Origin of the sequence: Streptomyces sp. NPDC014006 (assembly GCF_043088925.1) — a bacterium.
Taxonomy (GTDB): domain Bacteria; phylum Actinomycetota; class Actinomycetes; order Streptomycetales; family Streptomycetaceae; genus Streptomyces.
The window spans coordinates 311,204-338,057 of record NZ_JBICAJ010000008.1 but is presented as its reverse complement, the minus strand read 5'-3'; the positions used below and the strand labels follow the sequence as shown (position 1 = coordinate 338,057).

23 protein-coding genes are annotated in these 26,854 nt (G+C 70.4%); 20 read left to right on the top strand and 3 right to left on the bottom strand.

The annotated features are described in order from the left end of the window. The first annotated feature begins 113 nt into the window (after window positions 1–113). The 5 genes from ACF1GV_RS27440 to ACF1GV_RS27420 all read left to right on the top strand — a co-directional run bounded on the left by ACF1GV_RS27440 (window position 114) and on the right by ACF1GV_RS27420 (window position 6,565). Window positions 114–3,110, top strand: a complete 2,997-nt coding sequence (locus ACF1GV_RS27440) for a BTAD domain-containing putative transcriptional regulator (protein ID WP_391685590.1) — start codon at window positions 114–116, stop codon at window positions 3,108–3,110. Continuing rightward, window positions 3,107–3,865, top strand: coding sequence for a prepilin peptidase (locus tag ACF1GV_RS27435; protein ID WP_391685588.1), 759 nt, complete (start codon window positions 3,107–3,109; stop codon window positions 3,863–3,865). Before ACF1GV_RS27440 ends, ACF1GV_RS27435 begins: the two co-directional genes overlap by 4 nt. 102 nt (window positions 3,866–3,967) lie before the next feature. Then, complete coding sequence (mqnC, locus tag ACF1GV_RS27430) at window positions 3,968–5,167, top strand: cyclic dehypoxanthinyl futalosine synthase (protein ID WP_391685586.1); 1,200 nt, start codon at window positions 3,968–3,970, stop codon at window positions 5,165–5,167. A gap of 7 nt (window positions 5,168–5,174) precedes the next feature. Next, window positions 5,175–5,780: a hypothetical protein gene (locus tag ACF1GV_RS27425; protein WP_391685584.1), complete on the top strand. Its 606-nt coding sequence runs from the start codon at window positions 5,175–5,177 to the stop codon at window positions 5,778–5,780. An 89-nt stretch (window positions 5,781–5,869) separates the two neighbouring features. Beyond that, on the top strand, window positions 5,870–6,565 hold the full coding sequence (locus ACF1GV_RS27420; RefSeq protein ID WP_391685582.1) for a demethylmenaquinone methyltransferase: 696 nt from the start codon (window positions 5,870–5,872) through the stop codon (window positions 6,563–6,565). A gap of 63 nt (window positions 6,566–6,628) precedes the next feature. Here the strand turns inward: ACF1GV_RS27420 and ACF1GV_RS27415 are convergent, their stop codons facing one another. Continuing rightward, window positions 6,629–6,970: a PASTA domain-containing protein gene (locus ACF1GV_RS27415; RefSeq protein WP_391685580.1), complete on the bottom strand. Its 342-nt coding sequence runs from the start codon at window positions 6,968–6,970 to the stop codon at window positions 6,629–6,631. Between the two features lie 93 nt (window positions 6,971–7,063). After that, on the bottom strand, window positions 7,064–7,570 hold the full coding sequence (locus ACF1GV_RS27410) for a GNAT family N-acetyltransferase (protein WP_391685578.1): 507 nt from the start codon (window positions 7,568–7,570) through the stop codon (window positions 7,064–7,066). Between the two features lie 97 nt (window positions 7,571–7,667). Here ACF1GV_RS27410 and ACF1GV_RS27405 point away from each other — a divergent pair, with 97 nt between their 5' ends. Beyond that, window positions 7,668–8,960, top strand: a complete 1,293-nt coding sequence (locus ACF1GV_RS27405; protein ID WP_391685576.1) for a geranylgeranyl reductase family protein — start codon at window positions 7,668–7,670, stop codon at window positions 8,958–8,960. Window positions 8,961–9,118: 158 nt separating this feature from the next. Here the strand turns inward: ACF1GV_RS27405 and ACF1GV_RS27400 are convergent, their stop codons facing one another. Then, complete coding sequence (locus tag ACF1GV_RS27400) at window positions 9,119–9,946, bottom strand: C40 family peptidase (protein WP_391685574.1); 828 nt, start codon at window positions 9,944–9,946, stop codon at window positions 9,119–9,121. A 766-nt stretch (window positions 9,947–10,712) separates the two neighbouring features. Between ACF1GV_RS27400 and ACF1GV_RS27395 the strand changes: the two genes are divergently transcribed. The 14 genes from ACF1GV_RS27395 (at window position 10,713) to nuoN (ending at window position 26,853) form a co-directional block, all read left to right on the top strand. Further along, window positions 10,713–11,072, top strand: a complete 360-nt coding sequence (locus ACF1GV_RS27395; protein ID WP_003992243.1) for an NADH-quinone oxidoreductase subunit A — start codon at window positions 10,713–10,715, stop codon at window positions 11,070–11,072. 13 nt (window positions 11,073–11,085) lie between these two features. Beyond that, the gene (locus ACF1GV_RS27390) at window positions 11,086–11,640 is read left to right on the top strand and encodes an NADH-quinone oxidoreductase subunit B family protein (RefSeq protein WP_007383964.1); all 555 of its coding nucleotides are present in this window, start codon (window positions 11,086–11,088) and stop codon (window positions 11,638–11,640) included. 119 nt (window positions 11,641–11,759) lie between these two features. Further along, on the top strand, window positions 11,760–12,476 hold the full coding sequence (locus tag ACF1GV_RS27385; RefSeq protein WP_391685776.1) for an NADH-quinone oxidoreductase subunit C: 717 nt from the start codon (window positions 11,760–11,762) through the stop codon (window positions 12,474–12,476). Next, complete coding sequence (locus ACF1GV_RS27380; RefSeq protein WP_391685572.1) at window positions 12,473–13,813, top strand: NADH-quinone oxidoreductase subunit D; 1,341 nt, start codon at window positions 12,473–12,475, stop codon at window positions 13,811–13,813. Before ACF1GV_RS27385 ends, ACF1GV_RS27380 begins: the two co-directional genes overlap by 4 nt. Then, complete coding sequence (gene nuoE, locus ACF1GV_RS27375; protein ID WP_391685570.1) at window positions 13,810–14,673, top strand: NADH-quinone oxidoreductase subunit NuoE; 864 nt, start codon at window positions 13,810–13,812, stop codon at window positions 14,671–14,673. Before ACF1GV_RS27380 ends, nuoE begins: the two co-directional genes overlap by 4 nt. Continuing rightward, window positions 14,673–16,019, top strand: coding sequence for an NADH-quinone oxidoreductase subunit NuoF (nuoF, locus tag ACF1GV_RS27370; RefSeq protein WP_391685568.1), 1,347 nt, complete (start codon window positions 14,673–14,675; stop codon window positions 16,017–16,019). The genes nuoE and nuoF overlap by 1 nt, the downstream gene beginning before the upstream one ends. Then, window positions 16,016–18,520: an NADH-quinone oxidoreductase subunit G gene (locus ACF1GV_RS27365; protein ID WP_391685566.1), complete on the top strand. Its 2,505-nt coding sequence runs from the start codon at window positions 16,016–16,018 to the stop codon at window positions 18,518–18,520. The genes nuoF and ACF1GV_RS27365 overlap by 4 nt, the downstream gene beginning before the upstream one ends. After that, window positions 18,517–19,881 carry an NADH-quinone oxidoreductase subunit NuoH gene (nuoH, locus tag ACF1GV_RS27360; protein WP_391685564.1) on the top strand — a complete coding sequence of 455 codons (1,365 nt, stop codon included), beginning with the start codon at window positions 18,517–18,519 and terminating at the stop codon, window positions 19,879–19,881. The genes ACF1GV_RS27365 and nuoH overlap by 4 nt, the downstream gene beginning before the upstream one ends. After that, a complete protein-coding gene (nuoI, locus tag ACF1GV_RS27355; protein WP_391685562.1) occupies window positions 19,874–20,515 on the top strand; it encodes an NADH-quinone oxidoreductase subunit NuoI in 642 nt (213 codons plus the stop codon). The genes nuoH and nuoI overlap by 8 nt, the downstream gene beginning before the upstream one ends. Beyond that, complete coding sequence (locus tag ACF1GV_RS27350; protein WP_391685561.1) at window positions 20,512–21,354, top strand: NADH-quinone oxidoreductase subunit J; 843 nt, start codon at window positions 20,512–20,514, stop codon at window positions 21,352–21,354. The genes nuoI and ACF1GV_RS27350 overlap by 4 nt, the downstream gene beginning before the upstream one ends. Beyond that, window positions 21,351–21,650, top strand: coding sequence for an NADH-quinone oxidoreductase subunit NuoK (gene nuoK, locus ACF1GV_RS27345; RefSeq protein ID WP_121405432.1), 300 nt, complete (start codon window positions 21,351–21,353; stop codon window positions 21,648–21,650). Before ACF1GV_RS27350 ends, nuoK begins: the two co-directional genes overlap by 4 nt. Window positions 21,651–21,665: 15 nt before the next feature. Next, window positions 21,666–23,630 carry an NADH-quinone oxidoreductase subunit L gene (nuoL, locus tag ACF1GV_RS27340; RefSeq protein WP_391685558.1) on the top strand — a complete coding sequence of 655 codons (1,965 nt, stop codon included), beginning with the start codon at window positions 21,666–21,668 and terminating at the stop codon, window positions 23,628–23,630. A gap of 5 nt (window positions 23,631–23,635) precedes the next feature. Further along, window positions 23,636–25,207, top strand: coding sequence for an NADH-quinone oxidoreductase subunit M (locus tag ACF1GV_RS27335; protein WP_391685556.1), 1,572 nt, complete (start codon window positions 23,636–23,638; stop codon window positions 25,205–25,207). Continuing rightward, window positions 25,204–26,853, top strand: a complete 1,650-nt coding sequence (gene nuoN, locus ACF1GV_RS27330; protein WP_391685554.1) for an NADH-quinone oxidoreductase subunit NuoN — start codon at window positions 25,204–25,206, stop codon at window positions 26,851–26,853. The genes ACF1GV_RS27335 and nuoN overlap by 4 nt, the downstream gene beginning before the upstream one ends. The last annotated feature ends 1 nt before the right edge of the window (window position 26,854 follow it).

The following is a 26,854-nucleotide window of genomic DNA, read 5'->3' as shown; positions in this document are numbered from 1 at the left end:
AGATCTCTGTAGGCTCAAAGCACCCACCTCACGCACCAGACCGTCCCACCCTCACGCGCAAGACCCCCCACGCACCAGACCACCCCTCCACACTCGACCCCAGGACATCCGCCATGGCGCGACGCAGGACTTCCAGCTCGACGGGAAGCTCGGGCAATTCGACGGGCCCGCGGAACCGGACTCCGCAGCCGGTGCGGGTGCGGCGGCGCTCTTTCGGGGACTTCGTGAAGGCGTTCTTCGCCTTTGTCGCCCTCGTCGCGCTCGTCGTCGGGGTTCCCCTCGCGCTGGCCTCACAGGTCGGCTGGCCGCTGCCCAGCGGTGTGCCCAGCCTGGACTGGCTGCAGCAGGAGATCACCGTCCAGACGTTCCTGCACATCCTCACCGTCGTCGTCTGGATCGCGTGGGCGCAGTTCACCGCGTGTGTGCTCGTCGAGGTCAAGGCCGCGGTGTCGGGGGTCGGTGTGCCGGGGCGGGTGCCCGGTGCCGGGCCGAGCCAGCTGCTCGCGCGGCAGCTCGTCGCCGCGCTGCTGCTCGTCGGCGCCACCGCCGCCAGCCTCACCCCGGGGCTGTCGCAGCTGGGGCACAGCCTGGAGGGGAACCAGAAGCCGGCCGTCGCCGCCGCCCAGCAGACGCCGGGACTGTTCGCGCAGACGCAGGAGCAGACCGCCGACGCGGCCTCAGCGATCGCCGAGCAGGCCTCACACGCGCGTGCCGACAGCCAGGCCAAGCACGGGGACACGAAGTACTACCGGATCCAGCCGCCGGAGGGCCGCCACCACGACTCCCTGTGGGAGATCGCCCAGCGCCACCTCGGTGACGGCCGCCGGTACAAGGAGATCTACGAGCTGAACAAGGACCGGATCCAGCCCGACGGCTCCCGGCTGTCCGAGGCCAGTCTCATCCGGCCCGGCTGGATCATGGAGATGCCCGGCGACGCCCGCGGCGGCGACCTCGTCGAGATGCCCGACGACGCCGCCCAGGTCTCGCCCCAGATCCAGCACCAGATCCACGACTACGCCAAGAGCGGCCATCACGCCCAGGGCGGCGACCACGCCCAGGGCGGCGACCACGCCCAGGGCGGCGACCACGCCCAGGGCGGCGGCGCGCAAGGCGGCGCCCACGGTGGCGGCGGCCACGTCTTGGTGCCCGAGCAGCGCCCCGCGCCCGACCAGCACCAGCAGACTCCCCGGCACGACCAGCGGCAGCAGGCCGCCGACGACTCCTCCTTCCGGCTCGGCCAGGCCCTCCTCGGCGCACCCCTCCTCGCCGCCGGTCTGCTCGGCGCCCTCGGCCGGCGCCGCCGGCAGGCGCTGTGGCAGTCGGCGATCAGCACAGTGCGCGGGCGCGGCATGGAGCCGGCCACGCCGACCGGTGACGCGCTGGACGCGCAGGACGCGCTGCTCGTCGGCGCCGACCCCGAGGGCGTACGCCTCCTCGACCGTTCGCTGCGCGGCCTCGCCGCCGCCCTCGCCGCCGAGTCGCGGCCGCTGCCGGTCGTCTACGCGGCCTGGCTGACCGGCGGCGAACTGCACCTGCAGCTCGCCCAGCCCTCCGGCAAGCCGCCCGCGCCGTGGCAGCTCGGGCAGGACCAGACCTTCTGGGTCCTGGCGGGCAGCGACGCCCGCTCCTACGGCGACAGTGACACCGCCGCGCCGTACCCGGGCCTGGTCAGCCTCGGCACCATGGACGACTCCCGTCTCCTGCTCAACCTGGAGGCCGTGCCCGGCATCGTCTCGCTGAGCGGCCGTGAGGCCGACCGGGACGCCGTCTTCGCCTCCGTCGCCGCCGAATTGGCCACCAACGGCTGGTCGGACCGCATGACCATCACTCTCGTCGGCTTCGGGGAGGACCTCACCGCGCTCGCCCCCAACCGGCTGCGTCACCTCGACGGCATCGAGGCCCTGCTGGAGACCATGGAGGCCGAGACCCGGCAGCGGCGCGGCGCCCTGGGCGCCGCCGGGCACGACTCGGTGCTGACCGGCCGTACCGGCCCCGCGCAGCACGCCCGCTGGGCGCCGCATCTCGTTCTGCTCGCCGCGCAGCCCTCGGCCGAGGACGCCCGCCGGCTCGCCGAGCTCGCCGCCGACGCCAGCCGCCTCGGCATCGGCTACCTCGTCGGCAGTGAGAGCGGCGAACTGCCCGGCGCCGCCTGGGAGATGGAGATCTCCGGCGACGGCAAGCTGCGCGCCCCGCTGCTCGGCCTGGAACTGGACGCGCAGATGCTGCCCGCCGCCCTGCGGCAGGCCGTCGTCGAGCTGTTCGTCAAGGCCGACCCCGAGCACGGCGGCCCGGACGGACCGACGACCACCCCGCCGTTCCTCGTCGACATCAGCGAGCAGGGCCGCCCCGCGGTCTACGCCCGTCTCGTCGGGTCGTACGAGATCATCGGTCTTCAGGCGCCCGACGACGAGCGCAGCGCGCTGCTGCACGAGGCGCTCGCCCTGCTGCTGTTGCACCGCGAGGGCGTGCACCCGCGCGTGCTGGCCTCCGCGCTGTGGCCGCGTGGCGTCACCGACGACGTGCGCGAGGCGCTGCTGGAGCGGCTGCGTGTCTGGCTCGGCGCCGACCCGGACGGCACACCGCGGCTGACCACCGACGCCACCGGCCGGCTCGTCCTCGCCAAGTCGGTCGTCTCCGACCTGGACGTGCTGCGCTCCCTGTACCACGAGGCCACGCAGGGGCGGGGCGTCGACAGCCGCGCCGTGCGCGGGCGCCTGCTCACCGACGCGCTCGTCCTGGTGCGCGGTCCGCTGCTCGCCGACCGGCCCGCCGGCCGCTACCGCTGGCTCACCCACGAGATCGTGGACGCCCAGCTGCCGCTGCTGGTCGCCGACATCGGGCTCGCGCTGTCGGAGTTCCACCTGGAGAAGGACCGCGCCGAGCGGGCCATCGAGGCGCTGAACGCCGCGCTGAAGACTGCCCCCGACGACGAGCGCCTGTGGCACGAGCTGCTGCGCGCCACCCACGCCACCGGCGACCCGGAGCGGCTCGCGGTGCTCGCCGCCGACCTCGTCGCCCGCAGCGGGGCCCGTGGTCTGCCGCCGCGCACCGAGGCCCTCCTCGACGAGCTGCTGCCGACGTGGCGCGAGGGCGCCGCGGCCGTCGGATGAGCGACCCGGGCGATCTGATCGTCCTGGCCGCCGCGCTGTGGGGCGCGGCGGCGGGCGCCCTGCTCCCGCGGGCGGCCTACCGCTTCTGTGTGCCCTCCGCCCAGGAGGACGAGGAGCAGGAGGGCTGGCGGCGCGCCTGTCCGCACGGGCACCCGGTCCGCGGCTGGCTCGGCCCGGCCCGCTGCCGCGCGTGTCCGCCCGCGACGGCGTCGTACGGCCGGCACGCCTGGGGGCCGGCCGTCGTCACCGCCGTACTGTGCGCCGCCCTGGCCGCCGCCACCGGTACCCGGCCCGAGCTGGGCATCTGGCTGCTGCTCGCGCCCGTCGGTGTCCTGCTCGCCGTGGTCGACCTGCGGGTGCAGCGGCTGCCCGACCCGCTCACCCTGCCGCTGGCCGGCGCCGCCGCCGTCCTGCTGGGCCTGGCCGCGCTGCTGCCCGAGCACGCCGGGCACTGGACGACGGCCCTGCTCGGCGCCCTGGCGCTGGGCGGCGGCTACTTCCTGCTGTTCCTGATCAACCCGGCCGGCATGGCTTTCGGCGATGTGAAGCTGGCGCTCGGCGCGGGCGCCGCCCTCGGCTGGTACGGCTGGCCGACGCTGCTGCTCGGCACCTTCGCCGGGTTCCTGTTCGGCGCGCTGTACGGCGGTTTCCTGGTCGTCGCGCGGGGCGCCGGGCGGCGTACGGCCATCGCGTTCGGGCCGTTCCTGCTCGCGGGGGCGTTCGCGGGGGTACTGGTGGGGGCGTACACGGCGTGACGTCGATCCCCGACGGATCGCGGACGGCCTGAGGTCAGCGGCGTCAGGCCCCTGGCGTACGCTGGTTCGGTCCGTTACACCCCTTACGAAAGGGACGCTCCGGTGACCGAGAAGGCCGACCTCCAGTCCGTCCTCGACCGTGCCGCCGCGGGCGGACGGATCACGCCCGAGGAGGCGCTCGACCTCTACCGCGACGCCCCGCTGCACGCGCTCGGCGCCGCCGCCGACGCCGTGCGCCGCCGCCGGTACGCGGGCACCGAGCACATCGCGACGTACATCATCGAGCGGAACATCAACTACACGAACGTGTGCGTCACGGCGTGCAAGTTCTGCGCCTTCTACGCCGCCCCCAAGGACACGGCCAAGGGCTGGACCCGCGACCTCGACGACATCCTGCGCCGCTGCGCGGAGACCGTGGAGCTGGGCGGCACGCAGATCATGTTCCAGGGCGGCCACCACCCGGACTTCGGCGTCGAGTACTACGAGACGCACTTCAAGGCCATCAAGGACGCGTTCCCGCAGCTGGTGATCCACTCGCTGGGCGCGTCCGAGGTCGAGCACATGGCCCGGATCAGCGGTGTGTCGGTCGAGGAGGCCATCACCCGTATCCACCAGGCGGGCCTCGACTCCTTCGCGGGCGCCGGCGCCGAGCTGCTGCCGGAGCGGCCGCGCAAGGCGATCGCGCCGCTGAAGGAGTCCGGCGAGCGCTGGCTGGAGATCATGGAGACCGCGCACCGGCTGGGCGTGGAGTCGACGTCCACCATGCTGATGGGCACCGGCGAGACCAACGCCGAGCGCATCGAGCACCTGCGGATGATCCGTGACGTACAGGACCGCACGGGCGGCTTCCGCGCGTTCATCCCGTACACCTACCAGCCGGAGAACAACCATCTGAAGGGCCGCACCCAGGCGACGCTCTTCGAGTACCTGCGGATGATCGCGATCGCCCGCCTCTTCCTCGACAACGTCGCCCACATCCAGGGCTCCTGGCTCACCACCGGCAAGGAGGTCGGCCAGCTCTCCCTGCACTACGGCGCGGACGACCTCGGCTCGATCATGCTGGAGGAGAACGTCGTGTCCTCCGCCGGCGCCAAGCACCGCTCCAACCGCATGGAGATCATCGACCTGATCCGCAAGGCGGACCGCGTCCCGGCGCAGCGCTCGACGACGTACGAGCACCTGGTCGTGCACGACGACCCGGCGAACGACCCCGTCGACGACCGCGTGGTCTCCCACATCTCCTCCACCGCGATCGAGGGCGGCACGGCTCACCCGGAGCTGAAGCTGCTCGCGCCCAACTGACGCCGCGGTGCTGACGCTTCACGCCGACTCCCGGGGCCGCGCGCTGGCCGTGCAGGGCGAGTGGATCACCGCCGCCGGGCCCCTGGAGGAGGTCCGCGCCGCGCATCCGCGGGCGCGCGTGCGCGAGTGGCCGGGCATCCTCACCCCCGGTCTGGTCAACCTGTACGGCAACGAGCTGCTGGAGGAGGCCTACCACCCGGACCCGCGCGAGGCCGACGAGCTCGGCACCGAGCCGCTGACCGGTGACGCCCTGGCGATGCTCGCCCTGGACGACGCCCGCTGGGGGGCGAGCGCCCGGCGCGGAGTGCAGCGCATGCTGGCGCACGGCACGGTCGCGGTGGCCTGCGAGCCGGTGCGCAACCGTGCCGTGCAGGACGCGGTGCGGCGCACCGGGCTCGGCGTGGTGGGCCGCATCGGCAGGCCGCAGGGGCGCGCGTCCCTCGACCCGTACGCCTGCGGGGCGCCCGTGGAGTTCGCGCCCGAGCGGGACGCCGGCTCGGCCGCCCGGTTCGCCGTCTTCGACGTACGCGACGAGGCGGAACTGGCGGAACGCGGTGCCGGGACGTGTGTGGCGACCGTCCTCGCGGGCCGCCTGCTGTACCGGCGCCGCTGAGTATCCCCAGGGTGCGGGTGGGTGGAGGACGTGGCGGCGCGCCACAAGCCGACGCTCCCGGCCGTGGGGCCCCCTGCCACAATGGTCCGGTGACCCGCGCATCCCTGGACAAGCAGCCGCACGAAGTCGCTTCGATGTTCGACGACGTGGCGGACCGGTACGACCTGACCAACGACGTGCTGTCCCTGGGGCAGGACCGCCGCTGGCGCAAGGAGGTGGCCAAGGCGGTCGACGCCCGGCCCGCGCAGAAGGTGCTGGACCTGGCCGCCGGCACGGCGACCTCCTCGCTGCCGTTCGCGCGGACCGGGGCCTATGTCGTCCCCTGCGACTTCTCCCTCGGCATGCTCCAGGTCGGCAAGCGCAAGCGCTCCTGGCTGCCCTTCACCGCCGGGGACGCGACGAAGCTGCCCTTCAAGGACGACACCTTCGACGCGGTGACGATCTCCTTCGGGCTGCGCAACGTGCAGGACTACGGCACGGCGCTGCGTGAGATGCACCGGGTGACCCGGCCCGGCGGCCGGATCGTCATCTGCGAGTTCTCGCACCCGACGTGGGCGCCGTTCCGGACCGTCTACACCGAGTACCTGATGCGGGCGTTGCCGCCGGTCGCCCGCGCGGTGTCCTCCAACCCGGACGCGTACGTCTACCTCGCGGAGTCCATCCGTGCCTGGCCCGACCAGCCCGCCCTCGCCGAGCACCTGCGCAAGGCCGGCTGGACGAAGGTGGCCTGGCGCAATCTGACCGGTGGCGTGGTGGCGCTGCACCGGGGGTTCAAGGAGAGCTGAGGGCTCCCGGTGTTTCAGGGGTGGGGCCTCCGCGGGGGTCACGGGTGGTGAAGGGGCTGCCCGTCAGCCCCCGATCACCGCGTACGGATCCCCCGGCTCGTCCAGCTCCCGCTGCAGGCCGCCGTACGGCGTGTGCGGCAGGCGCGGCTCGTGCACGCCCGCTCCGCCGCCCCCCTCGCCCTCGCCCAGGTCGAACCACACGGTGACCGCGGCCCCGCGCGGCACCTCCGCGCCGGGCGGCGGGTACTGCCGTACGACGTAGTCGACGACGGTCCGGCGGAAGTCGGGCCGGTCGGGAGCGGCGAGCAGCACGCCGTGCGCGGCGGCTCTCTCGCGGGCGTCGATGGCCATCAGGCCGACGAGCCTGGGCACACGGACTTCCGGTGTTCTGGGTGTTATGGGCACAGATGTCACCCCCAGCGGTACTGGCAGGGTAACCGCCCGGAGGTGCCCACCGGAAGCATTGTGTCGCCGTCAGTAGTGGACTGTTACTCAGGGTTACAGCGCGAGTCGGTAGCAGTGCCCCTTCCGCGCCGACTCAGGCGTCACGAACGTCTCCGCCAACCTCATCCCCAGCCGCTGCGTGACCGCGATCGAGCGGGCGTTGCGCGCGTCGACCAGGGCGACGACGTCGTTCACGCCCGCCGCGCGCACCCGCTCCAGGGTCATGAGCGCGGCCGCGGTGACGTACCCCTTGCCCCAGTGGTCCCGGCCCAGCCGCCAGCCGATCTCGATCTCGCCGGCCGGTCCCCACGCGTGCGGCCACGGCTGAGCGCCGGTGAATCCGATGACCCGGTCCTGGTCGTCGACCATGGTCCACAGGCAGAAGCCGCGTTCGGCGTCGTGTCTGCGCTGGCGGGCGGTGAGCTCCTCGTAGACGGACAGCTCAGCCGGTCTGCCGCCGTGGAACTCCATGACGTCCGGGTGTGCGAAGACCCGGTGCCAGGCCACCGCGTCCTCGTCGGTGGGGACACGCAGCCGTACCACGGGGAGAGTTCGGTTCACGGGGCAGCCCTTCAGCCGTTTGATCCATGCCGCTGAATAGACTGCCCATGTCCCGTGCCGGTCGGCACACAGATTTCGAACTTGGGGAGATCCCGCCGTGAGTGTCGTGACCGAGCCGCTCTCCGAGAACACCGCCGATGTGATCGTCGTGGGCGCGGGCCCGGCCGGCTCCACGACCGCGTACCACCTCGCGCGGGCCGGCCTCGACGTGCTGCTGCTGGAGAAGACCGCCTTCCCACGGGAGAAGGTGTGCGGTGACGGCCTCACCCCGCGCGCCGTGAAGCAGCTCGTCGCGATGGGCATCGACGTCTCCGAGGAAGCCGGCTGGCTGCGCAACAAGGGCCTGCGCATCATCGGCGGCGGGGTGCGGTTGCAGCTGGACTGGCCGGATCTCGCCTCCTTCCCCGACTACGGCCTGGTCCGCAAGCGCGACGACTTCGACGAGCAGCTGGCCCGCCAGGCCCAGAAGGCGGGCGCCCGCCTCTTCGAGCGCTGCAACGTCTCAGGTCCGGTCGTCGACGACCGCACCGGCCGCATCACCGGCGTCACCGCCAAGCTCGGCGAGGAGAAGCGCGAGGTCACCTTCCACGCGCCGCTCGTCGTCGCCGCCGACGGCAACTCCACCCGGCTGTCCCTGGCGATGGGCCTGCACCGCCGCGAGGACCGTCCCATGGGCGTCGCGGTCCGCACGTACTTCGAAAGCCCCCGCCACGACGACGACTACCTGGAGTCCTGGCTGGAACTGTGGGACCGCCGCGGCCCCCAGGACCGGCTGCTGCCCGGCTACGGCTGGATCTTCGGCATGGGCGACGGCACCTCCAACGTCGGCCTGGGCGTGCTCAACACCTCCGACTCCTTCAAGGAGCTGGACTGGCGCGAGGTGCTCAAGGCCTGGTGCGCCTCCATGCCGGAGGACTGGGGCTACACCCCGGACAACATGACCGGCCCGATCCGCGGCGCCGCTCTGCCCATGGCCTTCAACCGCCAGCCGCACTACACCAAGGGCCTGCTGCTCGTCGGCGACGCCGGCGGCCTGGTGAACCCCTTCAACGGCGAGGGCATCGCCTACGCGATGGAGTCCGGGCAGCTCGCCGCCGACGTCATCGTCCAGGCACACGCGCGTGCCACGCCCGGCCAGCGCGAACTCGCCCTGCACCGGTACCCGCGCATCCTGAAGGACACCTACGGCGGCTACTACACGCTCGGCCGCGCCTTCGTGAAGCTCATCGGCAATCCGAAGGTCATGCAGATCGCCGCCCAGCGCGGTCTGACCCACCCGGTGCTGATGAAGTTCACCCTCAAGCTGCTCGCCAACCTCACCGACCCGACGGGCGGTGACGCGATGGACCGCATCATCAACGGTCTGAGCAAGGTGGCACCGAAGGCGTAGCCGCCTCCCGCACGGACACCGACGGCCGGCGCTCCCCTCGGGGGTGCCGGCCTTTGCGTACGCGGGCCACCGAGGCCCCGCGCGGGGTGCGGCGAAGGGCCGCTGCCCTCGCGCGGCCGCGGCCCTTCGTCCGTTTTACGGTTGTACGTGTGCGTGTGTCAGAGGACGCGCACCGCACCGCTCGGCGGGTCGTACGACAGGTCCCGCTCGACGACGCCCGAGGACGGGTTCTGCGCGCCGACGAACATGCCGTCACCGACGTACACGGCCACGTGGTAGGCGCTGCCCGCGCCGCCCCAGTAGAGGATGTCGCCCGGCTGAAGGTTGCTCAGGGAGACCTGGGTGCCGGCGGTGGACTGGTCCTGCGAGACGCGCGGCAGGTCGATGCCGACCTGCTTGAAGGCGGTCTGCACCAGGCCGGAGCAGTCGTAGGCGGACGGGCCGGTGGCGCCGGAGACGTAGGCCTTGCCGACCTGCGCCTTGACGAAGTCGACGACGGCAGCGGCCGAACCGGTCGCCGAGGACGAGCTGGTGGAGACGTCGGCGCTCACGGAGGCGGAGAGCGTGGGGCGCTCGGAGCTGCGCGAGGCGCGCTGGGCGGCCTGCTCGGCGGCGGCCTTGCGGGCCTCCTCCTCCTGGGCCTTCTTCTTGGCCTCCGCGGCCTTCTTCTTGGCCTCGGCGAGGTTCTTCTCGGCCTGCTGGGCGGCCTTCGCCGCAGCCGCGTCACGCTCGGCCCGCAGCTCGTAGTTCGCGGCGGCGAGCTGCGTGGCCTCCGCGGACTGGGCGACCTGGGCGGATATGTCCGCCGTCAGGGTGGGCAGTTCAAGGGTCTGCGTCACGGGCTCCGCGGCGTTCGCCGAGGAGGCCGACGCACCGGCGACTGCCAGGGTGCTGAGGACGCCACCGGCAACTCCGGCCCGCATCGCGATTTTCGACGCGCTGCGGCGGGGTTTCCGGTGGCTGCGTATGTGAGCGGTGTGGGACATGGGTACAACCGGTATCAGGGGCTCCTTCATACCTTCAAGAAACGTGTGCTGCGCCACAGTTGCTCAGCCAAGGCCCTGAATCCCGGGCGTGTCGTTCTTTATTGACGCCGTAACGGACATTGTGGACTCAGCTCAACACGGCTTTGATCACGTACTTTCGTTATTACGCCCGAATTGCCCTCCGCCTACCACTGGTTGGACTCGTTGGCCAAGCCCGGTTATCGGGCGCCCCTCAAGGGTGTGGCGGAGGTCACGGAACGGCCTCCGGTCGGCCCGCGTCCGCGCATCATGATCACATCCTGATCACGGCGCGATCTCGACGGTGCGACTTCGTGAACGCGTGCACGCGTCCACGGCTCGTGCCGCGGGTCCCTCTGATGTGTGAACGCGGGCTCTAGCAAGAGATCGGGTCCAGGGCGAATTTGCCTCGTCTCGAAGACTCTTGATATGGAGACGCCCCCTCTGACCTGCCCCGACGAGCGGAAATGTCACCTCTGGTGATCGCTCGGACGCTTCCTGTATGAAGATCACTGCTCATCCGACTTCATGATCCTTCGTCAGGTGGTGGAGATCACAAAGCTTGTGCAATACCCCGTGTCGCAGATCACAGACCGGCGGGCATAAGATGCACGCGGTTGGGCTTGTGACCTGCTTCACATGTTCCCGATCTTCGCCGGGGCGGGCGGGGTTCGTGGGGCCGATGAGGCGGCCGTGAGGCCGACCGCAACCGCCAGCAGTCAGTGCCGACTGAGAGGAGCGAGGAGCGGTGAACGCGTATGCGCCCATCCTCGTACTGGGAGCCCTCGGGGCAGGCTTTGCGATCTTCTCCGTGGTCATGGCCACGCTGATCGGTCCGAAGCGGTACAACCGCGCCAAGCTCGAGGCCTACGAGTGCGGTATCGAGCCGACCCCCACGCCGGCCGGCGGCGGGCGCTTCCCCATCAAGTACTACCTGACGGCGATGCTCTTCATCGTCTTCGACATCGAGATCGTCTTCCTCTACCCCTGGGCCGTCACCTTCGACGCCCTGGGGATTTTCGGGCTCGTGGAGATGCTGCTCTTCGTGCTCACCGTCTTCGTCGCCTACGCCTATGTCTGGCGGCGCGGCGGCCTGGAATGGGACTGAGGGGCCTTAGGACATGGGACTCGAAGAAAAGCTTCCGAGCGGCTTCCTGCTGACCACCGTCGAACAGGCCGCGGGCTGGGTGCGCAAGGCGTCCGTCTTCCCCGCGACCTTCGGCCTCGCCTGCTGCGCCATCGAGATGATGACCACCGGCGCCGGCCGTTACGACCTGGCCCGCTTCGGTATGGAGGTCTTCCGCGGCTCGCCTCGCCAGGCGGACCTGATGATCGTCGCCGGCCGGGTCAGCCAGAAGATGGCGCCGGTCCTGCGGCAGGTCTACGACCAGATGCCGAACCCCAAGTGGGTGATCTCCATGGGCGTGTGCGCCTCCTCGGGCGGCATGTTCAACAACTACGCGATCGTCCAGGGCGTCGACCACATCGTCCCCGTCGACATCTACCTGCCCGGCTGCCCGCCGCGGCCCGAGATGCTGATGGACGCGATCCTCAAGCTCCACCAGAAGATCCAGTCCTCCAAGCTCGGCGTGAACGCCGAGGAGGCGGCCCGGGAGGCGGAGGAAGCGGCGCTCAAGGCCCTGCCCACGATCGAGATGAAGGGGCTGCTGCGGTGAGCGACGCGAACGGCACCGGAGCCAACGGTGCGAACGGCGCCAAGGGTGCCAACGGCGCGAACGGATCGAATGGTTCGAACGGCGTCAACGGATCCAACGGGGCCAACGGGTCGAACGGGGTGAACCCCGAGAAGGACCTGTCCGCCTCCAACCTCCCCGGCCAGCGCGGTGAGGGCGGCGAGGAGATCCGCGTCCAGCGCGGCATGTTCGGCGCCAACAACGGCGGCGACACCTCCGGCTACGGCGGCCTGGTCCGCTCGGTCCGCCTCCCGGGACCGGCGAGCAGGCCGTACGGCGGCTGGTTCGACGAGGTCGCCGACGAACTCGAGGGCGCGCTCGAGGAACAGGGCCTGCTGCCCGAGAACGCCATCGAGAAGACGGTCGTCGACCGGGACGAGCTGACGTTCCACATCGAGCGCGAGCACCTGCTCCGCGTCGCCCGCACCCTGCGCGACGACCCGGCGCTGCGCTTCGAGCTGTGCACCGGCGTCAGCGGCGTGCACTACCCGAACGACAAGGGCCGCGAGCTGCACGCCGTCTACCACCTGCGCTCGATCACCCACAACCGGCTCGTCCGGCTCGAGGTCAGCTGCCCCGACAGCGACCGGCACATCCCGTCGCTGGTCTCCGTCTATCCGACGAACGACTGGCACGAGCGCGAGACGTACGACTTCTTCGGGATCGTCTTCGACGGTCACCCGGCGCTGACGCGGATCATGATGCCGGACGACTGGCAGGGCCATCCGCAGCGCAAGGACTACCCCCTCGGCGGCATCCCCGTCGAGTACAAGGGCGCCCAGATCCCGGCTCCGGACCAGCGGAGGTCGTACTCGTGAGCAACACGCAGTCACACGCCGCGTCGGCCGCCTCGGCCCGCGAGACCACCGAGGGCACCGTCTACACGGTGACCGGTGGCGACTGGGACGAGGTCGTCCAGTCCGCCGCCAAGGCCGACGACGAGCGCATCGTCGTCAACATGGGCCCCCAGCACCCCTCCACCCACGGCGTGCTGCGCCTGATCCTGGAGATCGAGGGCGAGACGGTCACCGAGGCCCGCTGCGGCATCGGCTATCTCCACACCGGCATCGAGAAGAACCTCGAGTACCGGACATGGACGCAGGGCACCACGTTCGTGACGCGCATGGACTACCTGACGTCCTTCTTCAACGAGACCGCCTACTGCCTCGCCGTGGAGAAGCTCCTCGGTATCGAGGACCAGATCACCGAGCGGGCCAAGATCATCCGTGTGCTCCTGATGGAGCTGAACCGGCTCTCCTCCCACCTGGTGTGCATCGCCACCGGCGGTATGGAGCTCGGCGCGACCACGATCATGATCTACGGGTTCCGTGACCGCGAGATGATCCTCGACATCTACGAGCTCATCACGGGCCTGAGGATGAACCACGCGTACATCCGCCCCGGCGGACTCGCCCAGGACCTGCCGCCCGGCGCGGTGGACCACATCCGCGAGTTCGTGAAGAAGATGAAGAAGAACCTTCCCGAGTACGACAAGCTCGCCACCGGGAACCCCATCTTCAAGGCCCGCATGCAGGACATCGGCTACCTCGACCTGGCCGGCTGCATGGCCCTCGGCGCGACGGGACCCATCCTGCGCGCCACGGGCCTGCCGCACGACCTGCGCAAGACACAGCCCTACTGCGACTACGAGACGTACGACTTCGACGTCCCGACCGCCGACAGCTGCGACGCCTACGGCCGCTTCCTGATCCGGCTGGAGGAGATGCGCCAGTCGCTGGGCATCGTCGAGCAGTGCCTGGACCGGCTCCAGCCCGGTCCGGTCATGGTCGCCGACAAGAAGATCGCCTGGCCCGCCCAGCTCGCCCTGGGACCGGACGGACTGGGCAACTCCCTCGACCACATCAAGAAGATCATGGGCACCTCCATGGAGGCCCTGATCCACCACTTCAAGCTGGTCACGGAGGGCTTCCGGGTACCGCCGGGACAGACATACGCGGCGGTCGAGTCCCCCAAGGGCGAACTCGGCGTGCACGCCGTGTCCGACGGCGGCACCCGCCCCTACCGGGTCCACTTCCGCGACCCGTCGTTCACCAACCTGCAGGCCATGGCGGCGATGTGCGAAGGCGGCCAGGTCGCCGACGTCATCGTCGCCGTCGCGTCCATCGACCCCGTGATGGGAGGCGTCGACCGGTGACCACCTCTTCTTCGGAGCGAGGCGTCAGCCTGGGGATGCCCGAGCTGCCCGCGCCCGACTACCCGGACGAGGTCCGAGCCCGGCTGGAGGCGGACGCGCGCGAGATCATCGCCCGCTACCCCGACTCCCGCTCGGCGCTCCTTCCGCTGCTGCACCTGGTGCAGTCGGAGGAGGGCCACGTCACGCGCACCGGGATGCGGTTCTGCGCGGACGTGCTCGGCCTGACCACGGCCGAGGTCACCGCCGTCGCCACCTTCTACACCATGTACCGGCGCCGGCCGAGCGGCGACTACCAGGTCGGTGTGTGCACCAACACGCTCTGCGCGGTGATGGGCGGAGACGCGATCTTCGAGCAGCTCCAGGAGCACCTCGGCGTCGGCAACGGCGAGACCACCGACGACGGCAAGGTCACCCTGGAGCACATCGAGTGCAACGCGGCCTGCGACTTCGCGCCCGTCGTGATGGTCAACTGGGAGTTCTTCGACAACCAGACGCCCGACAGCGCCCGCCGTCTCGTCGACGACCTGCGCGCGGGTCGCCCGGTCACGCCCACGCGCGGTGCGCCGCTGTGCACCTTCAAGGAGACCGCGCGGATTCTGGCCGGCTTCCCCGACGAGCGGCCAGGGGCCGTCGAGGCGGGCGGCAGTGCGGGACCGGCGTCGCTGGTGGGCCTCCGCCTGGCCAAGGGAGAGGCCGGACCCGCGCGCGTGGTCCATCCGCGCGGCGGTCCTCATCAGGAGCAGGACAGGGTGCACGAGCCGTCGCCGGCCGAGCACCTCAGCTCCCATGACGCGCCGCAGGACACATCGGCCTCCGACCCCTCCCACCCGGCGGGGCCCGCAGCCGAGGAGGGGGAGTGATGACCTTGGCACCCGAACTGAAGGAGAACAGCCCCGAGGAGCTGCTCGCGCCCGTGCTGTCGTCCTTCTGGGACGAGGACCGGTCCTGGTCCCTGGACGTCTACCGACGGCACGAAGGGTACGAGGGGCTCCGCAAGGCGCTCGCCATGTCGCCGGACGACCTGATCGCGTACGTCAAGGACTCCGGTCTGCGCGGGCGCGGCGGCGCGGGATTCCCGACGGGGATGAAGTGGCAGTTCATCCCGCAGGGTGATGGAAAACCGCACTATCTGGTTGTCAACGCCGACGAGTCGGAGCCCGGGACGTGCAAGGACATCCCGCTCCTCTTCGCGAACCCGCACAGCCTCATCGAGGGCATCGTGATCGCGTGCTATGCCATCAGGTCGTCGCATGCCTTCATCTACCTGCGTGGTGAAGTCGTCCCCGTATTGCGGCGGTTGCACGAGGCCGTGCGCGAGGCCTACGAGGCCGGCTACCTCGGCGAGAACATCCTGGGCAGCGGGCTCGATCTGAACCTCACCGTGCACGCCGGCGCCGGGGCGTACATCTGCGGTGAGGAGACCGCGCTGCTGGACTCGCTCGAAGGCCGCCGGGGTCAACCGCGGCTCCGTCCCCCCTTCCCTGCTGTGGCGGGCCTGTATGCCTGCCCGACTGTTGTGAACAACGTCGAGTCGATCGCGTCGGTTCCCGCGATCCTGAATCGGGGCAAGGACTGGTTCCGGTCGATGGGAAGCGAGAAGTCCCCTGGCTTCACGCTGTACTCCCTCTCCGGTCATGTCGCCAGCCCCGGCCAGTACGAGGCGCCGCTCGGGATCACACTGCGCCAGCTGCTCGACATGAGCGGCGGCATGCGCCCCGGGCACCGGCTGAAGTTCTGGACCCCGGGCGGCTCCTCGACGCCGATGTTCACCGACGAGCACCTCGACGTCCCGCTCGACTACGAAGGAGTGGGCGCCGCCGGTTCCATGCTCGGCACGAAGGCCCTGCAGTGCTTCGACGAGACGACCTGCGTGGTGCGCGCGGTGACCCGCTGGACGGAGTTCTACGCCCACGAGTCGTGCGGCAAGTGCACGCCCTGCCGTGAAGGCACCTACTGGCTGGTGCAGTTGCTGCGGGACATCGAGGCCGGCAAGGGCGCGATGAGCGACCTCGACAAGCTCGCCGACATCGCCGACAACATCAACGGCAAGTCGTTCTGCGCCCTCGGCGACGGTGCCGCCTCGCCGATCTTCTCCTCGCTGAAGTACTTCCGCGAGGAGTACGAGCAGCACATCACGGGCCGCGGCTGCCCCTTCGACCCGGCCAAGTCGACGGCCTGGGCCGACCGCACGGAGGTGAACGCATGACCGTGACCACCAACGCCCCGGCGGGCGGGGGAGAGGCGGCGGTCCCGCCCGAGGACCTGGTGACGCTGACCATCGACGGCGTCGAGATCAGCGTGCCCAAGGGCACCCTGGTCATCCGGGCCGCGGAGCAGCTCGGCATCGAGATCCCCCGGTTCTGCGACCACCCCCTGCTCGACCCGGCCGGCGCCTGCCGGCAGTGCATCGTCGAGGTCGAGGGCCAGCGCAAGCCGATGGCGTCCTGCACGATCACCTGCACCGACGGCATGGTCGTCAAGACGCAGCTCAGCTCCCCGGTCGCCGAGAAGGCCCAGAAGGGTGTGATGGAGCTGCTGCTCATCAACCACCCGCTGGACTGCCCGGTCTGCGACAAGGGCGGCGAGTGCCCGCTGCAGAACCAGGCGATGTCGCACGGCAACGCCGAGTCCCGCTTCGAGGGCAGGAAGCGCACCTACGAGAAGCCGGTGCCGATCTCGACGCAGGTGCTGCTGGACCGCGAGCGGTGCGTGCTGTGCGCGCGCTGCACCCGCTTCTCCAACCAGATCGCCGGCGACCCGATGATCGAGCTGATCGAGCGGGGCGCGCTGCAGCAGGTCGGCACCGGTGAGGGCGACCCGTTCGAGTCGTACTTCTCCGGCAACACCATCCAGATCTGCCCGGTCGGCGCGCTCACCTCGGCGGCGTACCGGTTCCGCTCCCGTCCCTTCGACCTGATCTCCTCGCCGTCGGTGTGCGAGCACTGCTCCGGTGGCTGCGCGACGCGCACCGACCACCGGCGCGGCAAGGTCATGCGGCGGCTGGCCGGCTTCGACCCCGAGGTCAACGAGGAGTGGATCTGCGACAAGGGGCGCTTCGCCTTCCGTTACGCCCAGCAGAAGGACCGTCTCACCACGCCGCTGGTGCGCAACGCGGAGGGTGAGCTGGAGCCGGCGTCCTGGCCGGAGGCGCTGCAGATCGCCGCGCAGGGGCTGCTCGCCTCGCGTGGCCGCACCGGTGTGCTGACCGGTGGCCGGCTCACCGTCGAGGACGCCTACGCCTACAGCAAGTTCGCGCGCGTGGCGCTCGACACCAACGACATCGACTTCCGCACGCGCGTGCACAGCAGTGAGGAGGCCGACTTCCTCGCCGCCCGGGTCGCCGGCCGGGGCCGTGACCTCGACGGTACGGGCGTGACGTACACCTCCCTGGAGAAGGCGCCGGCGGTCCTGCTGGTCGGCTTCGAGTCCGAGGAGGAGGCGCCCGGTGTCTTCCTCCGGCTGCGCAAGGCCTGGCGGGGGCACGGGCAGAAGGTGTTCGCACTGGCCACGCACGCGACCCGCGGTCTGACCAAGGCGGGCGGCACGCTGCTGCCGGCCGCTCCCGGCACCGAGACCGAATGGCTGGACGCCCTCGCGAGCGGCGCCGGCCTGGAGGACGACGGGGCCCGGGCCGCCGAGGCGTTGCGCACCGAGGGCGCGGTGATCGTCGTCGGCGAGCGGCTGGCCGCGGTGGCCGGCGGTCTCACCGCCGCCGTACGGGCCGCGTCCGCGACCGGCGCCGATCTGGTGTGGATCCCGCGGCGGGCCGGGGAGCGCGGCGCGATCGAGGTCGGTGCGCTGCCGTCGCTGCTGCCGGGCGGCCGCCCGGCCACCGATCCACGCGCGCGTGAGGAGGTCGCCGCCGTCTGGGGCGTCGCCGAACTCCCGCACCGCTACGGCCGTGACGCCGGGCAGATCGTGGAGGCCGCCGCCGGCGGTGAACTCCAGGCGCTGCTGGTGGCCGGTGTGGAGGTCGCCGACCTGCCCGACCCGGCACGCGCGCGTACCGCTCTGGAGGAGGTCGGCTTCCTGGTGTCGCTGGAGCTGCGGCCCAGTGAGATCACCGAGCGCGCCGATGTCGTCCTGCCGGTCGCGGCGGTCGCCGAGAAGCCGGGCACCTTCCTCAACTGGGAAGGCCGGGTCCGCTTCTTCGAGGCCGCTCTCAAGCCCGACCACATGACCCGCCGTATCGAGCCGACCGACGCGCGCGTGCTGCAGATGCTCGCCGACGCCATGGACGTCCACCTGGGCCTGCCCGATCTGCGCACCACCCGCGCGGAGATCGACCGGCTGGGTGCCTGGGCCGGGCCGCGCGCCACCGATCCGCTGGAGACGGCCGGGCCGCTCCCGCGGCCCGCGGCCGGTGAGGCGGTGCTCGCCGGGCACCGGCTGCTGCTGGACCAGGGCGTGCTGCAGGAGGGCGACGAGGCGCTCGCCGGGACGCGGCACGCCGCCCACGCGCGCGTGTCGGCCGCCACGGCCGCCGAGGCGGGCGTCAAGGAGGGCGACCTCCTCGCCGTGACCGGCCCGGCGGGCACCACCGAACTTCCGCTCGAGGTCACCGAGATGCCCGACCGTGTCGTCTGGCTCCCGCTGAACTCCGTCGGCGGAGGCGTCGCCTCCGACACCGGGGCGCTGCCCGGCTCGCTCGTCCGCATCGGCCCGGCGGCCCCCGTCGCCGACGCCCCGAAGGAGGTGGAGGCATGAGCCCGTACCTCGCCGCTGAAGACCTCTCGATGTTCGGCCGCGACCCGTGGTGGCTGGTCGTCGTCAAGGCGGTGTTCTGCTTCGCCTTCCTGATGGTGACCGTGCTGTTCTCCATCGTCTGGGAGCGCAAGGTCGTCGCGTGGATGCAGCTGCGCATCGGCCCCAACCGGCACGGCCCCTGGGGCATGCTCCAGTCGCTCGCCGACGGCATCAAGCTGATGCTCAAGGAAGACGTCATCGTCAAGCGCGCGGACAAGGTGGTCTACGTCCTCGCGCCGATCGTCGCCGCCATCCCGGCGTTCATGGCGATCGCGGTGATCCCCTTCGGCCCGGCCGGCAACGAGATCTCGATCTTCGGCCACCGCACCACGATGCAGCTCACCGACCTGCCGATCGCGATGCTCTACATTCTCGCGGTCGCCTCGGTCGGCATCTACGGCATCGTGCTCGCGGGCTGGAGCTCCGGCTCGACGTACCCGCTGCTCGGCGGTCTGCGCTCCTGCGCGCAGATGATCTCCTACGAGATCGCCATGGGCGCCGCGTTCGCCTCGGTGTTCCTGTACTCCGGCTCGATGTCGACGTCGACGATCGTCGAGCAGCAGCACGACCGCTGGTACATCCTGCTGCTGCCGGTCTCCTTCATCCTCTACATCGTCACGATGGTCGGCGAGACCAACCGCGCCCCCTTCGACATGCCGGAGTCCGAGGGCGACCTGGTGGGCGGCTTCAACACCGAGTACTCGTCGATCAAGTTCGCGATGTTCATGCTCGCCGAGTACGTGAACATGGTGACGGTGTCGGCGGTGTCGACCACCCTCTTCCTCGGCGGCTGGCGCGCCCCCTGGCCCATCTCCACCTTCTGGGAGGGCGCGAACCACGGCTGGTGGCCGCTGCTCTGGTTCGTGATCAAGGTCCAGCTGCTGCTGTTCTTCTTCATCTGGCTGCGCGGCACACTGCCCCGCGTCCGCTACGACCAGCTGATGAAGCTCGGCTGGAAGGTCCTCATCCCGGTGTCGGTGGTCTGGCTGATGCTGGTCGCGACCGTCCGGGCGCTGCGCAACGAGAACTACGACTTCGCCGACATCGCCCTCTATGTCGGCGGCGCCGTCCTCGCGCTGCTGCTGCTGTCGTTCGTCGTCGACATGTTCCGCGAGAAGACGAAGAAGGACGGGACGCCCGCCGCCCAGCCGGCCGGGTTCGACCCGATGGCCGGCGGATTCCCCGTACCACCGCTGCCCGGACAGGAGCTTCCGCCGGTGCCCCGGCGCCGCTCGCGCCGCGAGCGGGAGCTGATTGTCAGTGGTGGGTCCGATACTCACAGTGACGGATCTCTGGATGGAAAGGAGGCGTCCGATGGCTGAGGAGCCCAAGGAGACCGAGCCCGGTTTCCTCAACCCGGTGGCCGGCTTCGGCGTGACCTTCAAGGCCATGTTCAAGAAGCGGCTGACCGAGCAGTACCCGGAGCAGAAGAAGACCACGGCTCCGCGGTTCCACGGACGGCACCAGCTCAACCGCCATCCGGACGGCCTGGAGAAGTGCGTCGGCTGCGAGCTGTGCGCCTGGGCCTGCCCCGCCGACGCCATCTATGTGGAGGGCGCCGACAACACCGACGAGGAGCGCTACTCGCCGGGCGAGCGGTACGGCCGCGTCTACCAGATCAACTACGCCCGCTGCATCCTGTGCGGGCTGTGCATCGAGGCGTGCCCCACGCGCGCGCTGACGATGACCAACGAGTTCGAGCTGGCCGACTCCAGCCGCGCCAACCTCATCTACACCAAGGAGCAGTTGCTCGCCGGCCTCGAAGAGGGCATGGTCGACGTCCCGCACGCGATCTACCCGGGGATGGACGAGCAGCACTATTACCAGGGCCTGGTCACCGAGGCCGCCCCCGGCACGGTCCGGCAGGTCGCCGTCTCCAAGGGGGAGGTCCCGCAGGAGGCCGCGTCCACCTTCGGCGAGGAGGAACCGGCGTCGGAGAAGGTGATCGGGCGATGACCGCGCAGCTCGCCGCCTACTCCACCTCCACCGGAGAGGCCTTCCAGTTCTGGGTCCTCGGCACCGTCGCGGTGATCGGCGCCCTGTGCACCGTCTTCATGAAGAAGGCCGTGCACAGTGCCCTCTGCCTCGCCGGGACCATGATCGTCCTGGCGGTGTTCTACCTCGCCAACGGCGCCTACTTCCTCGGCATCGTGCAGATCGTCGTCTACACCGGCGCGATCATGATGCTGTTCCTGTTCGTGGTGATGCTGGTCGGTGTCACCGCGGCGGACTCCCTGAAGGAGACCATCAAGGGCCAGCGCTGGCTGGCCCTGCTGTGCGGCCTCGGCTTCGGCATCCTGCTGTTCGCCGGGATCGGCAACGCCTCCCTGAAGGAGTTCAACGGCACCGGCCAGGCGAACGCGAACGGCAATGTGGAGGGGCTCGCGTCCCTCATCTTCACCAAGTACGTCTTCGCCTTCGAAATCACCGGCGCTCTGCTGATCACGGCCACCGTCGGAGCCATGGTGCTCACCCACCGCGAGCGCACCGAGCGCGCCAAGACCCAGCGGGAGATGTCCGAACAGCGCATCCGCGAAGGCGCGCACATCCCGCCGCTGCCGGCGCCCGGCGTGTACGCCCGGCACAACGCGGTGGACATCGCGGGCCTGCTCCCCGACGGCACACCGTCCGAGCTCACCGTCAGCAAGACGCTGCGCGAGCGCGGCCAGATCCGTGACGTGTCGACCGAGGCGCTCAACGACCTCAAGGCGCTGGAGCAGCGCGCGCAGGAGCGCCTGGAGCGTGGCGCGATCACACCGGCGACCTTCAAGCGGACCGAGGAGGCGTCGCAGTGAACCCGGTCAACTACCTGTATCTGGCGGCCCTGCTGTTCACGATCGGCGCCACCGGCGTGCTGATCCGGCGCAACGCCATCGTGGTCTTCATGTGCATCGAGCTGATGCTGAACGCCTGCAACCTCGCGTTCGTCGCCTTCTCCCGGCTGCACGGCAACCTCGACGGCCAGATCATCGCGTTCTTCACGATGGTCGTCGCGGCGGCGGAGGTCGTGGTCGGGCTCGCGATCATCGTGTCGCTGTTCCGTTCCCGCCACTCGGCCTCGGTCGACGACGCCAGCCTGATGAAGCTGTAAGGGGTCGGAAGAATCGTGGAGAACCTGATTGCGCTGCTCATCGCGGCGCCCCTGCTCGGAGCGGCCGTCCTGCTGGTCGGTGGCCGGCGCCTGGACCGCGTCGGCCACTGGATCGGCGTGGCTCTGTCGGCCGCGTCCTTCGTGTTCGGTCTCGTCCTCTTCTCCGACCTGCTGGGCAAGGACGCCGCACACCGCACCCTGACCCAGCACCTGTTCAGCTGGGTGCCCGTCGAGGGCTTCCAGGCGGACGTGGCCTTCCGCCTGGACCAGCTGTCGATGACGTTCGTCCTGCTGATCACCGGTGTCGGCTCGCTGATCCACCTGTACTCGGTCGGGTACATGGAGCACGACGAGCGCCGCCGCCGCTTCTTCGGCTACCTCAACCTGTTCCTCGCGGCGATGCTGCTGCTCGTCCTGGCCGACAACTACCTGCTGCTGTACGTCGGCTGGGAGGGCGTCGGTCTCGCCTCCTACCTGCTCATCGGCTTCTGGCAGCACAAGCCCAGCGCGGCCACCGCGGCGAAGAAGGCGTTCCTGGTCAACCGTGTCGGCGACATGGGCCTGTCGATCGCCATCATGCTGATGTTCACCACCTTCGGCACCTTCGCCTTCGGTCCCGTCCTCGGCACCCACGAGCAGCCCGGACTGGTCGGCGGCGCCACCGAGGGCAAGCTCACCGCGATCGCCCTGATGCTGCTGCTCGCCGCCTGCGGCAAGTCCGCCCAGGTGCCGCTGCAGTCCTGGCTCGGCGACGCCATGGAGGGCCCGACCCCGGTCTCGGCCCTCATCCACGCGGCGACGATGGTGACCGCAGGCGTCTATCTCATCGTGCGCTCCGCGGCGATCTTCAACGCGGCGCCCGACGCGCAGCTCGTCGTCACCGTGGTCGGCGCGGTCACGCTGCTGTTCGGTGCGATCGTCGGTTGCGCCAAGGACGACATCAAGAAGGCGCTGGCCGGCTCGACCATGTCGCAGATCGGCTACATGGTGCTGGCCGCGGGCCTCGGCCCGATCGGCTACGTCTTCGCGATCATGCACCTGGTGACGCACGGCTTCTTCAAGGCCGGCCTCTTCCTCGGCGCCGGTTCGGTCATGCACGGCATGAACGACGAGGTCGACATGCGCCGCTACGGCGGCCTGCGCAAGTACATGCCGGTCACGTTCATCACCTTCGGCCTCGGCTACCTCGCGATCATCGGCTTCCCCGGCCTGTCCGGCTTCTTCTCCAAGGACAAGATCATCGAGGCGGCGTTCGCCAAGGGCGGCACCGAGGGCTGGATCCTCGGCGGCGCCGCCCTGCTGGGCGCGGCCATCACCGCCTTCTACATGACGCGCGTGATGCTGATGACGTTCTTCGGCGAGGAGCGCTGGCGCAACGCGCCGACGCCGTCCCCGGCCGAGCCCAGCGTGGAGCCGGCCGCCGAGACCCGCGGCGCCCACAGCGAACCGCACCCGCACGAGTCGCCGAAGGTCATGACGATCCCGATGATCGTGCTGGCCGTCGGATCGGTCTTCGGCGGTGCGTTCTTCAGCATCGGCGACCGCTTCCTGAACTGGCTGGAGCCCGTCACCGGGCACAGTGAGGGCGACTCGCCGCTCAGCGCGGCGACCGTCACCGGCGCGACCATGGTGTGCCTCGTCATCGGCGTGGCCATCGCCTGGGCGCAGTACGGCCGGAGGCCGGTCCCGGCCGTCGCCCCGCGCGGCTCGCTGCTCACCCGGGCCGCCCGCCGCGATCTGCTGCAGGACGACTTCAACCACGTCGTCCTGGTCCGCGGCGGCGAGCACCTCACGCGCTCCCTGGTGTACGTCGACCACACCCTGGTCGACGGTGTCGTCAACGGCACGGCGGCCTCGGTCGGCGGCCTGTCCGGACGGCTGCGGCGACTGCAGAACGGCTTCGCGCGGTCGTACGCGGTCTCGATGTTCGGCGGTGCGGCACTGCTCATTGCCGCGACCCTGCTGATGAGGGCGGTCTGATACCGATGTCCTTTCCTCTGCTGACAGCGACGGCGGCGCTCCCGGCCATCGGGGCGGTCGCCACGGCCGCCGTGCCGGCCGCGCGGCGCACCGCCGCCAAATGGCTGGCGCTGCTGTTCTCGCTCGCCACGCTCGTCCTGGCCGTCGTCGTCCTGGTCCGCTTCGACCCCGACGGCGGCCGCTACCAGCTCACCGAGTCGCACGCCTGGATCAAGGACTTCGGGGTGCGCTACGAACTGGGCGTGGACGGCATCGCGGTGGCGCTGGTCGCGCTGACCGCGCTGCTGATCCCGTTCATTGTCCTGGCGGGCTGGCACGACGCCGACCCGCTGGAGACCGGCAGCCGGCGCTGGCGGCCCACGCAGGGCTTCTTCGCGCTGATCCTGGCCGTCGAGGCGATGGTGATCCTCTCCTTCGAGGCCACCGACGTCTTCCTCTTCTACATCTTCTTCGAAGCCATGCTGATCCCGATGTACTTCCTCATCGGCGGCTTCGGGGACCGTGCCCATGAGCACGGCGAGGAGGCGGCGTCCACGCAGCGGTCGTACGCGGCGGTGAAGTTCCTGCTCTACAACCTGGTCGGCGGTCTGATCATGCTGGCCGCGGTGATCGGCCTGTATGTGGTCGCCGGGAACTTCTCCCTCGCCGAGATCGCCCAGGCCCGCGCCAACGGCTCGCTGCACATGGCGACGAACACCGAACGCTGGCTGTTCCTCGGCTTCTTCTTCGCCTTCGCGGTGAAGGCGCCGCTGTGGCCGCTGCACACCTGGCTGCCCAACGCCATGCAGGAGTCCACCGCGCCGGTCGCCGTCCTGATCACGGCGGTCGTCGACAAGGTCGGCACCTTCGCGATGCTGCGCTTCTGCCTCCAGCTCTTCCCGGAGGCGTCGAAGTGGGCGACGCCGGTGATCCTCGTCCTGGCCTTGATCAGCATCATCTACGGCGCGCTGCTCGCCGTCGGCCAGCGCGACATCAAGCGTCTGATCGCCTACGCGTCGATCTCGCACTTCGGCTTCATCATCCTCGGCATCTTCGCGATGACCAGCCAGGGCCAGTCCGGCGCGACGCTGTACATGGTCAACCACGGCATCTCGACGGCCGCGCTGATGCTGGTCGCCGGCTTCCTCATCTCCCGGCGCGGTTCGCGGCTCATCGCGGACTACGGCGGTGTGCAGAAGGTCGCCCCGGTGCTCGCCGGCACCTTCCTGATCGGCGGTCTGGCGACCCTGTCGCTGCCGGGCCTGGCGCCGTTCGTCAGCGAGTTCCTCGTCCTGGTCGGCGCGTTCTCCCGCTACCCGGCCATCGGCATCATCGCCACCTTCGGCATCGTGCTGGCCGCGCTGTACACGCTGGTGCTGTACCAGCGCACGATGACCGGCCCGGTGAAGCCGGAGGTCTCCGCGATGCCCGATCTGCGGGTGCGTGAGCTGGTGGTCGTCGCCCCGCTGGTCGTCCTGCTGATCTTCCTGGGCGTCTATCCGAAGCCCGTCACGGACATCGTCAACCCGGCGGTCAAGCAGACCTTGTCCGACGTACACAAGAAGGACCCCCGGCCCGAGGTGGAGGCGGCCAAGTGAGTACAGCAGCCGTCCACAGCCTGTGGACAACCGCGGCCGACCCGATCTCCAAGATCGACGCGCCGAAGATCGAATACGGGCAATTGTCGCCCACCCTGATCGTCATCGGCGCGGCGATCGTGGGAGTCCTCATCGAGGCGTTCGTGCCGCGCAGGGCGCGCTACCACGCCCAGCTGTTCGTGTCCGTCGTCGCGCTCGCCGCCGCCTTCGCCGCCATCGTCGCGCTCGCGGCGGACGGTTACGGCACCACCAAGGCGCACATCGCCGCGATGGGCGCCATCGCCGTCGACGGGCCTTCGCTCTTCCTGCAGGGCACGATCGTGCTGGCCGCCCTGGTCGGCCTGTTCACCTTCGCCGAGCGGCGCCTGGACCCGGCGGCGCACGGCCGGCCCGTGGACTCCTTCGCCGCGCAGGCCGCGTCGGTGCCGGGCGGCGAGAGCGAGAAGGCGGCCGTGAAGGCCGGTTTCACCACCACCGAAGTCTTCCCGCTGCTGCTGTTCGCGGTCGCCGGCATGCTGGTCTTCCCGTCGGCCAACGATCTGCTGACCCTGTTCGTCGCGCTGGAAGTCTTCTCGCTCCCGCTGTACCTGCTGTGCGCCCTGGCCCGCCGCAAGCGGCTCATGTCGCAGGAGGCCGCGGTCAAGTACTTCCTGCTCGGCGCGTTCGCCTCCGCGTTCACCCTGTTCGGCATCGCCCTGCTGTACGGCTACGCGGGCTCGGTCTCGTACGGCACGATCGCCCAGGTCGTCGACGGCACGATCAGCAACGTCGACCCGGCCCTGGCGGGCACCATGGGCAACGACGCGCTGCTGCTGCTCGGCACCGCGATGATCGTGATGGGCCTGCTGTTCAAGGTCGGCGCGGTGCCCTTCCACATGTGGACGCCGGACGTCTACCAGGGCGCTCCGACCCCGGTGACCGGCTTCATGGCCGCGGCGACCAAGGTGGCGGCCTTCGGCGCGCTGCTGCGCATCCTGTACGTCGTCCTGCCGGGGATGCGCTGGGACTGGCGGCCGGTCATGTGGGGCGTCGCGATCGTCACCATGCTGGGCGGCGCGATCGTCGCCATCACGCAGACCGACATCAAGCGACTGCTGGCGTACTCGTCGATCGCGCACGCGGGATTCATCCTCGCGGGTGTCATCGCGACCACGCCCGACGGTGTCTCGTCGGTGCTGTTCTACCTGGCCGCGTACTCCTTCGTGACGATCGGCGCGTTCGCCGTGGTCACGCTGGTGCGCGACGCGGGCGGTGAGGCGACGCACCTGTCGAAGTGGGCGGGGCTCGGCCGGCGCTCGCCGCTGGTGGCGGCCGTGTTCGCGGTGTTCCTGCTGGCCTTCGCGGGCATCCCGCTCACCTCCGGCTTCGCCGGGAAGTTCGCCGTCTTCAAGGCGGCCGCCGAGGGTGGCGCGGCCCCGCTGGTCGTGATCGGTGTGATCTCGTCGGCCATCGCGGCGTTCTTCTACATCCGCGTGATCGTGCTGATGTTCTTCAGCGAGCCGCGTCCGGAGGGGCCGACGGTCGCCGTGCCGTCGCCGCTGACGATGACGGCGATCGGTGTCGGCGTCGCGGTCACGCTGGTGCTCGGTGTGGCGCCGCAGTACTTCCTGGACCTGGCGAGCCAGGCGGGCGTGTTCGTGCGCTGAG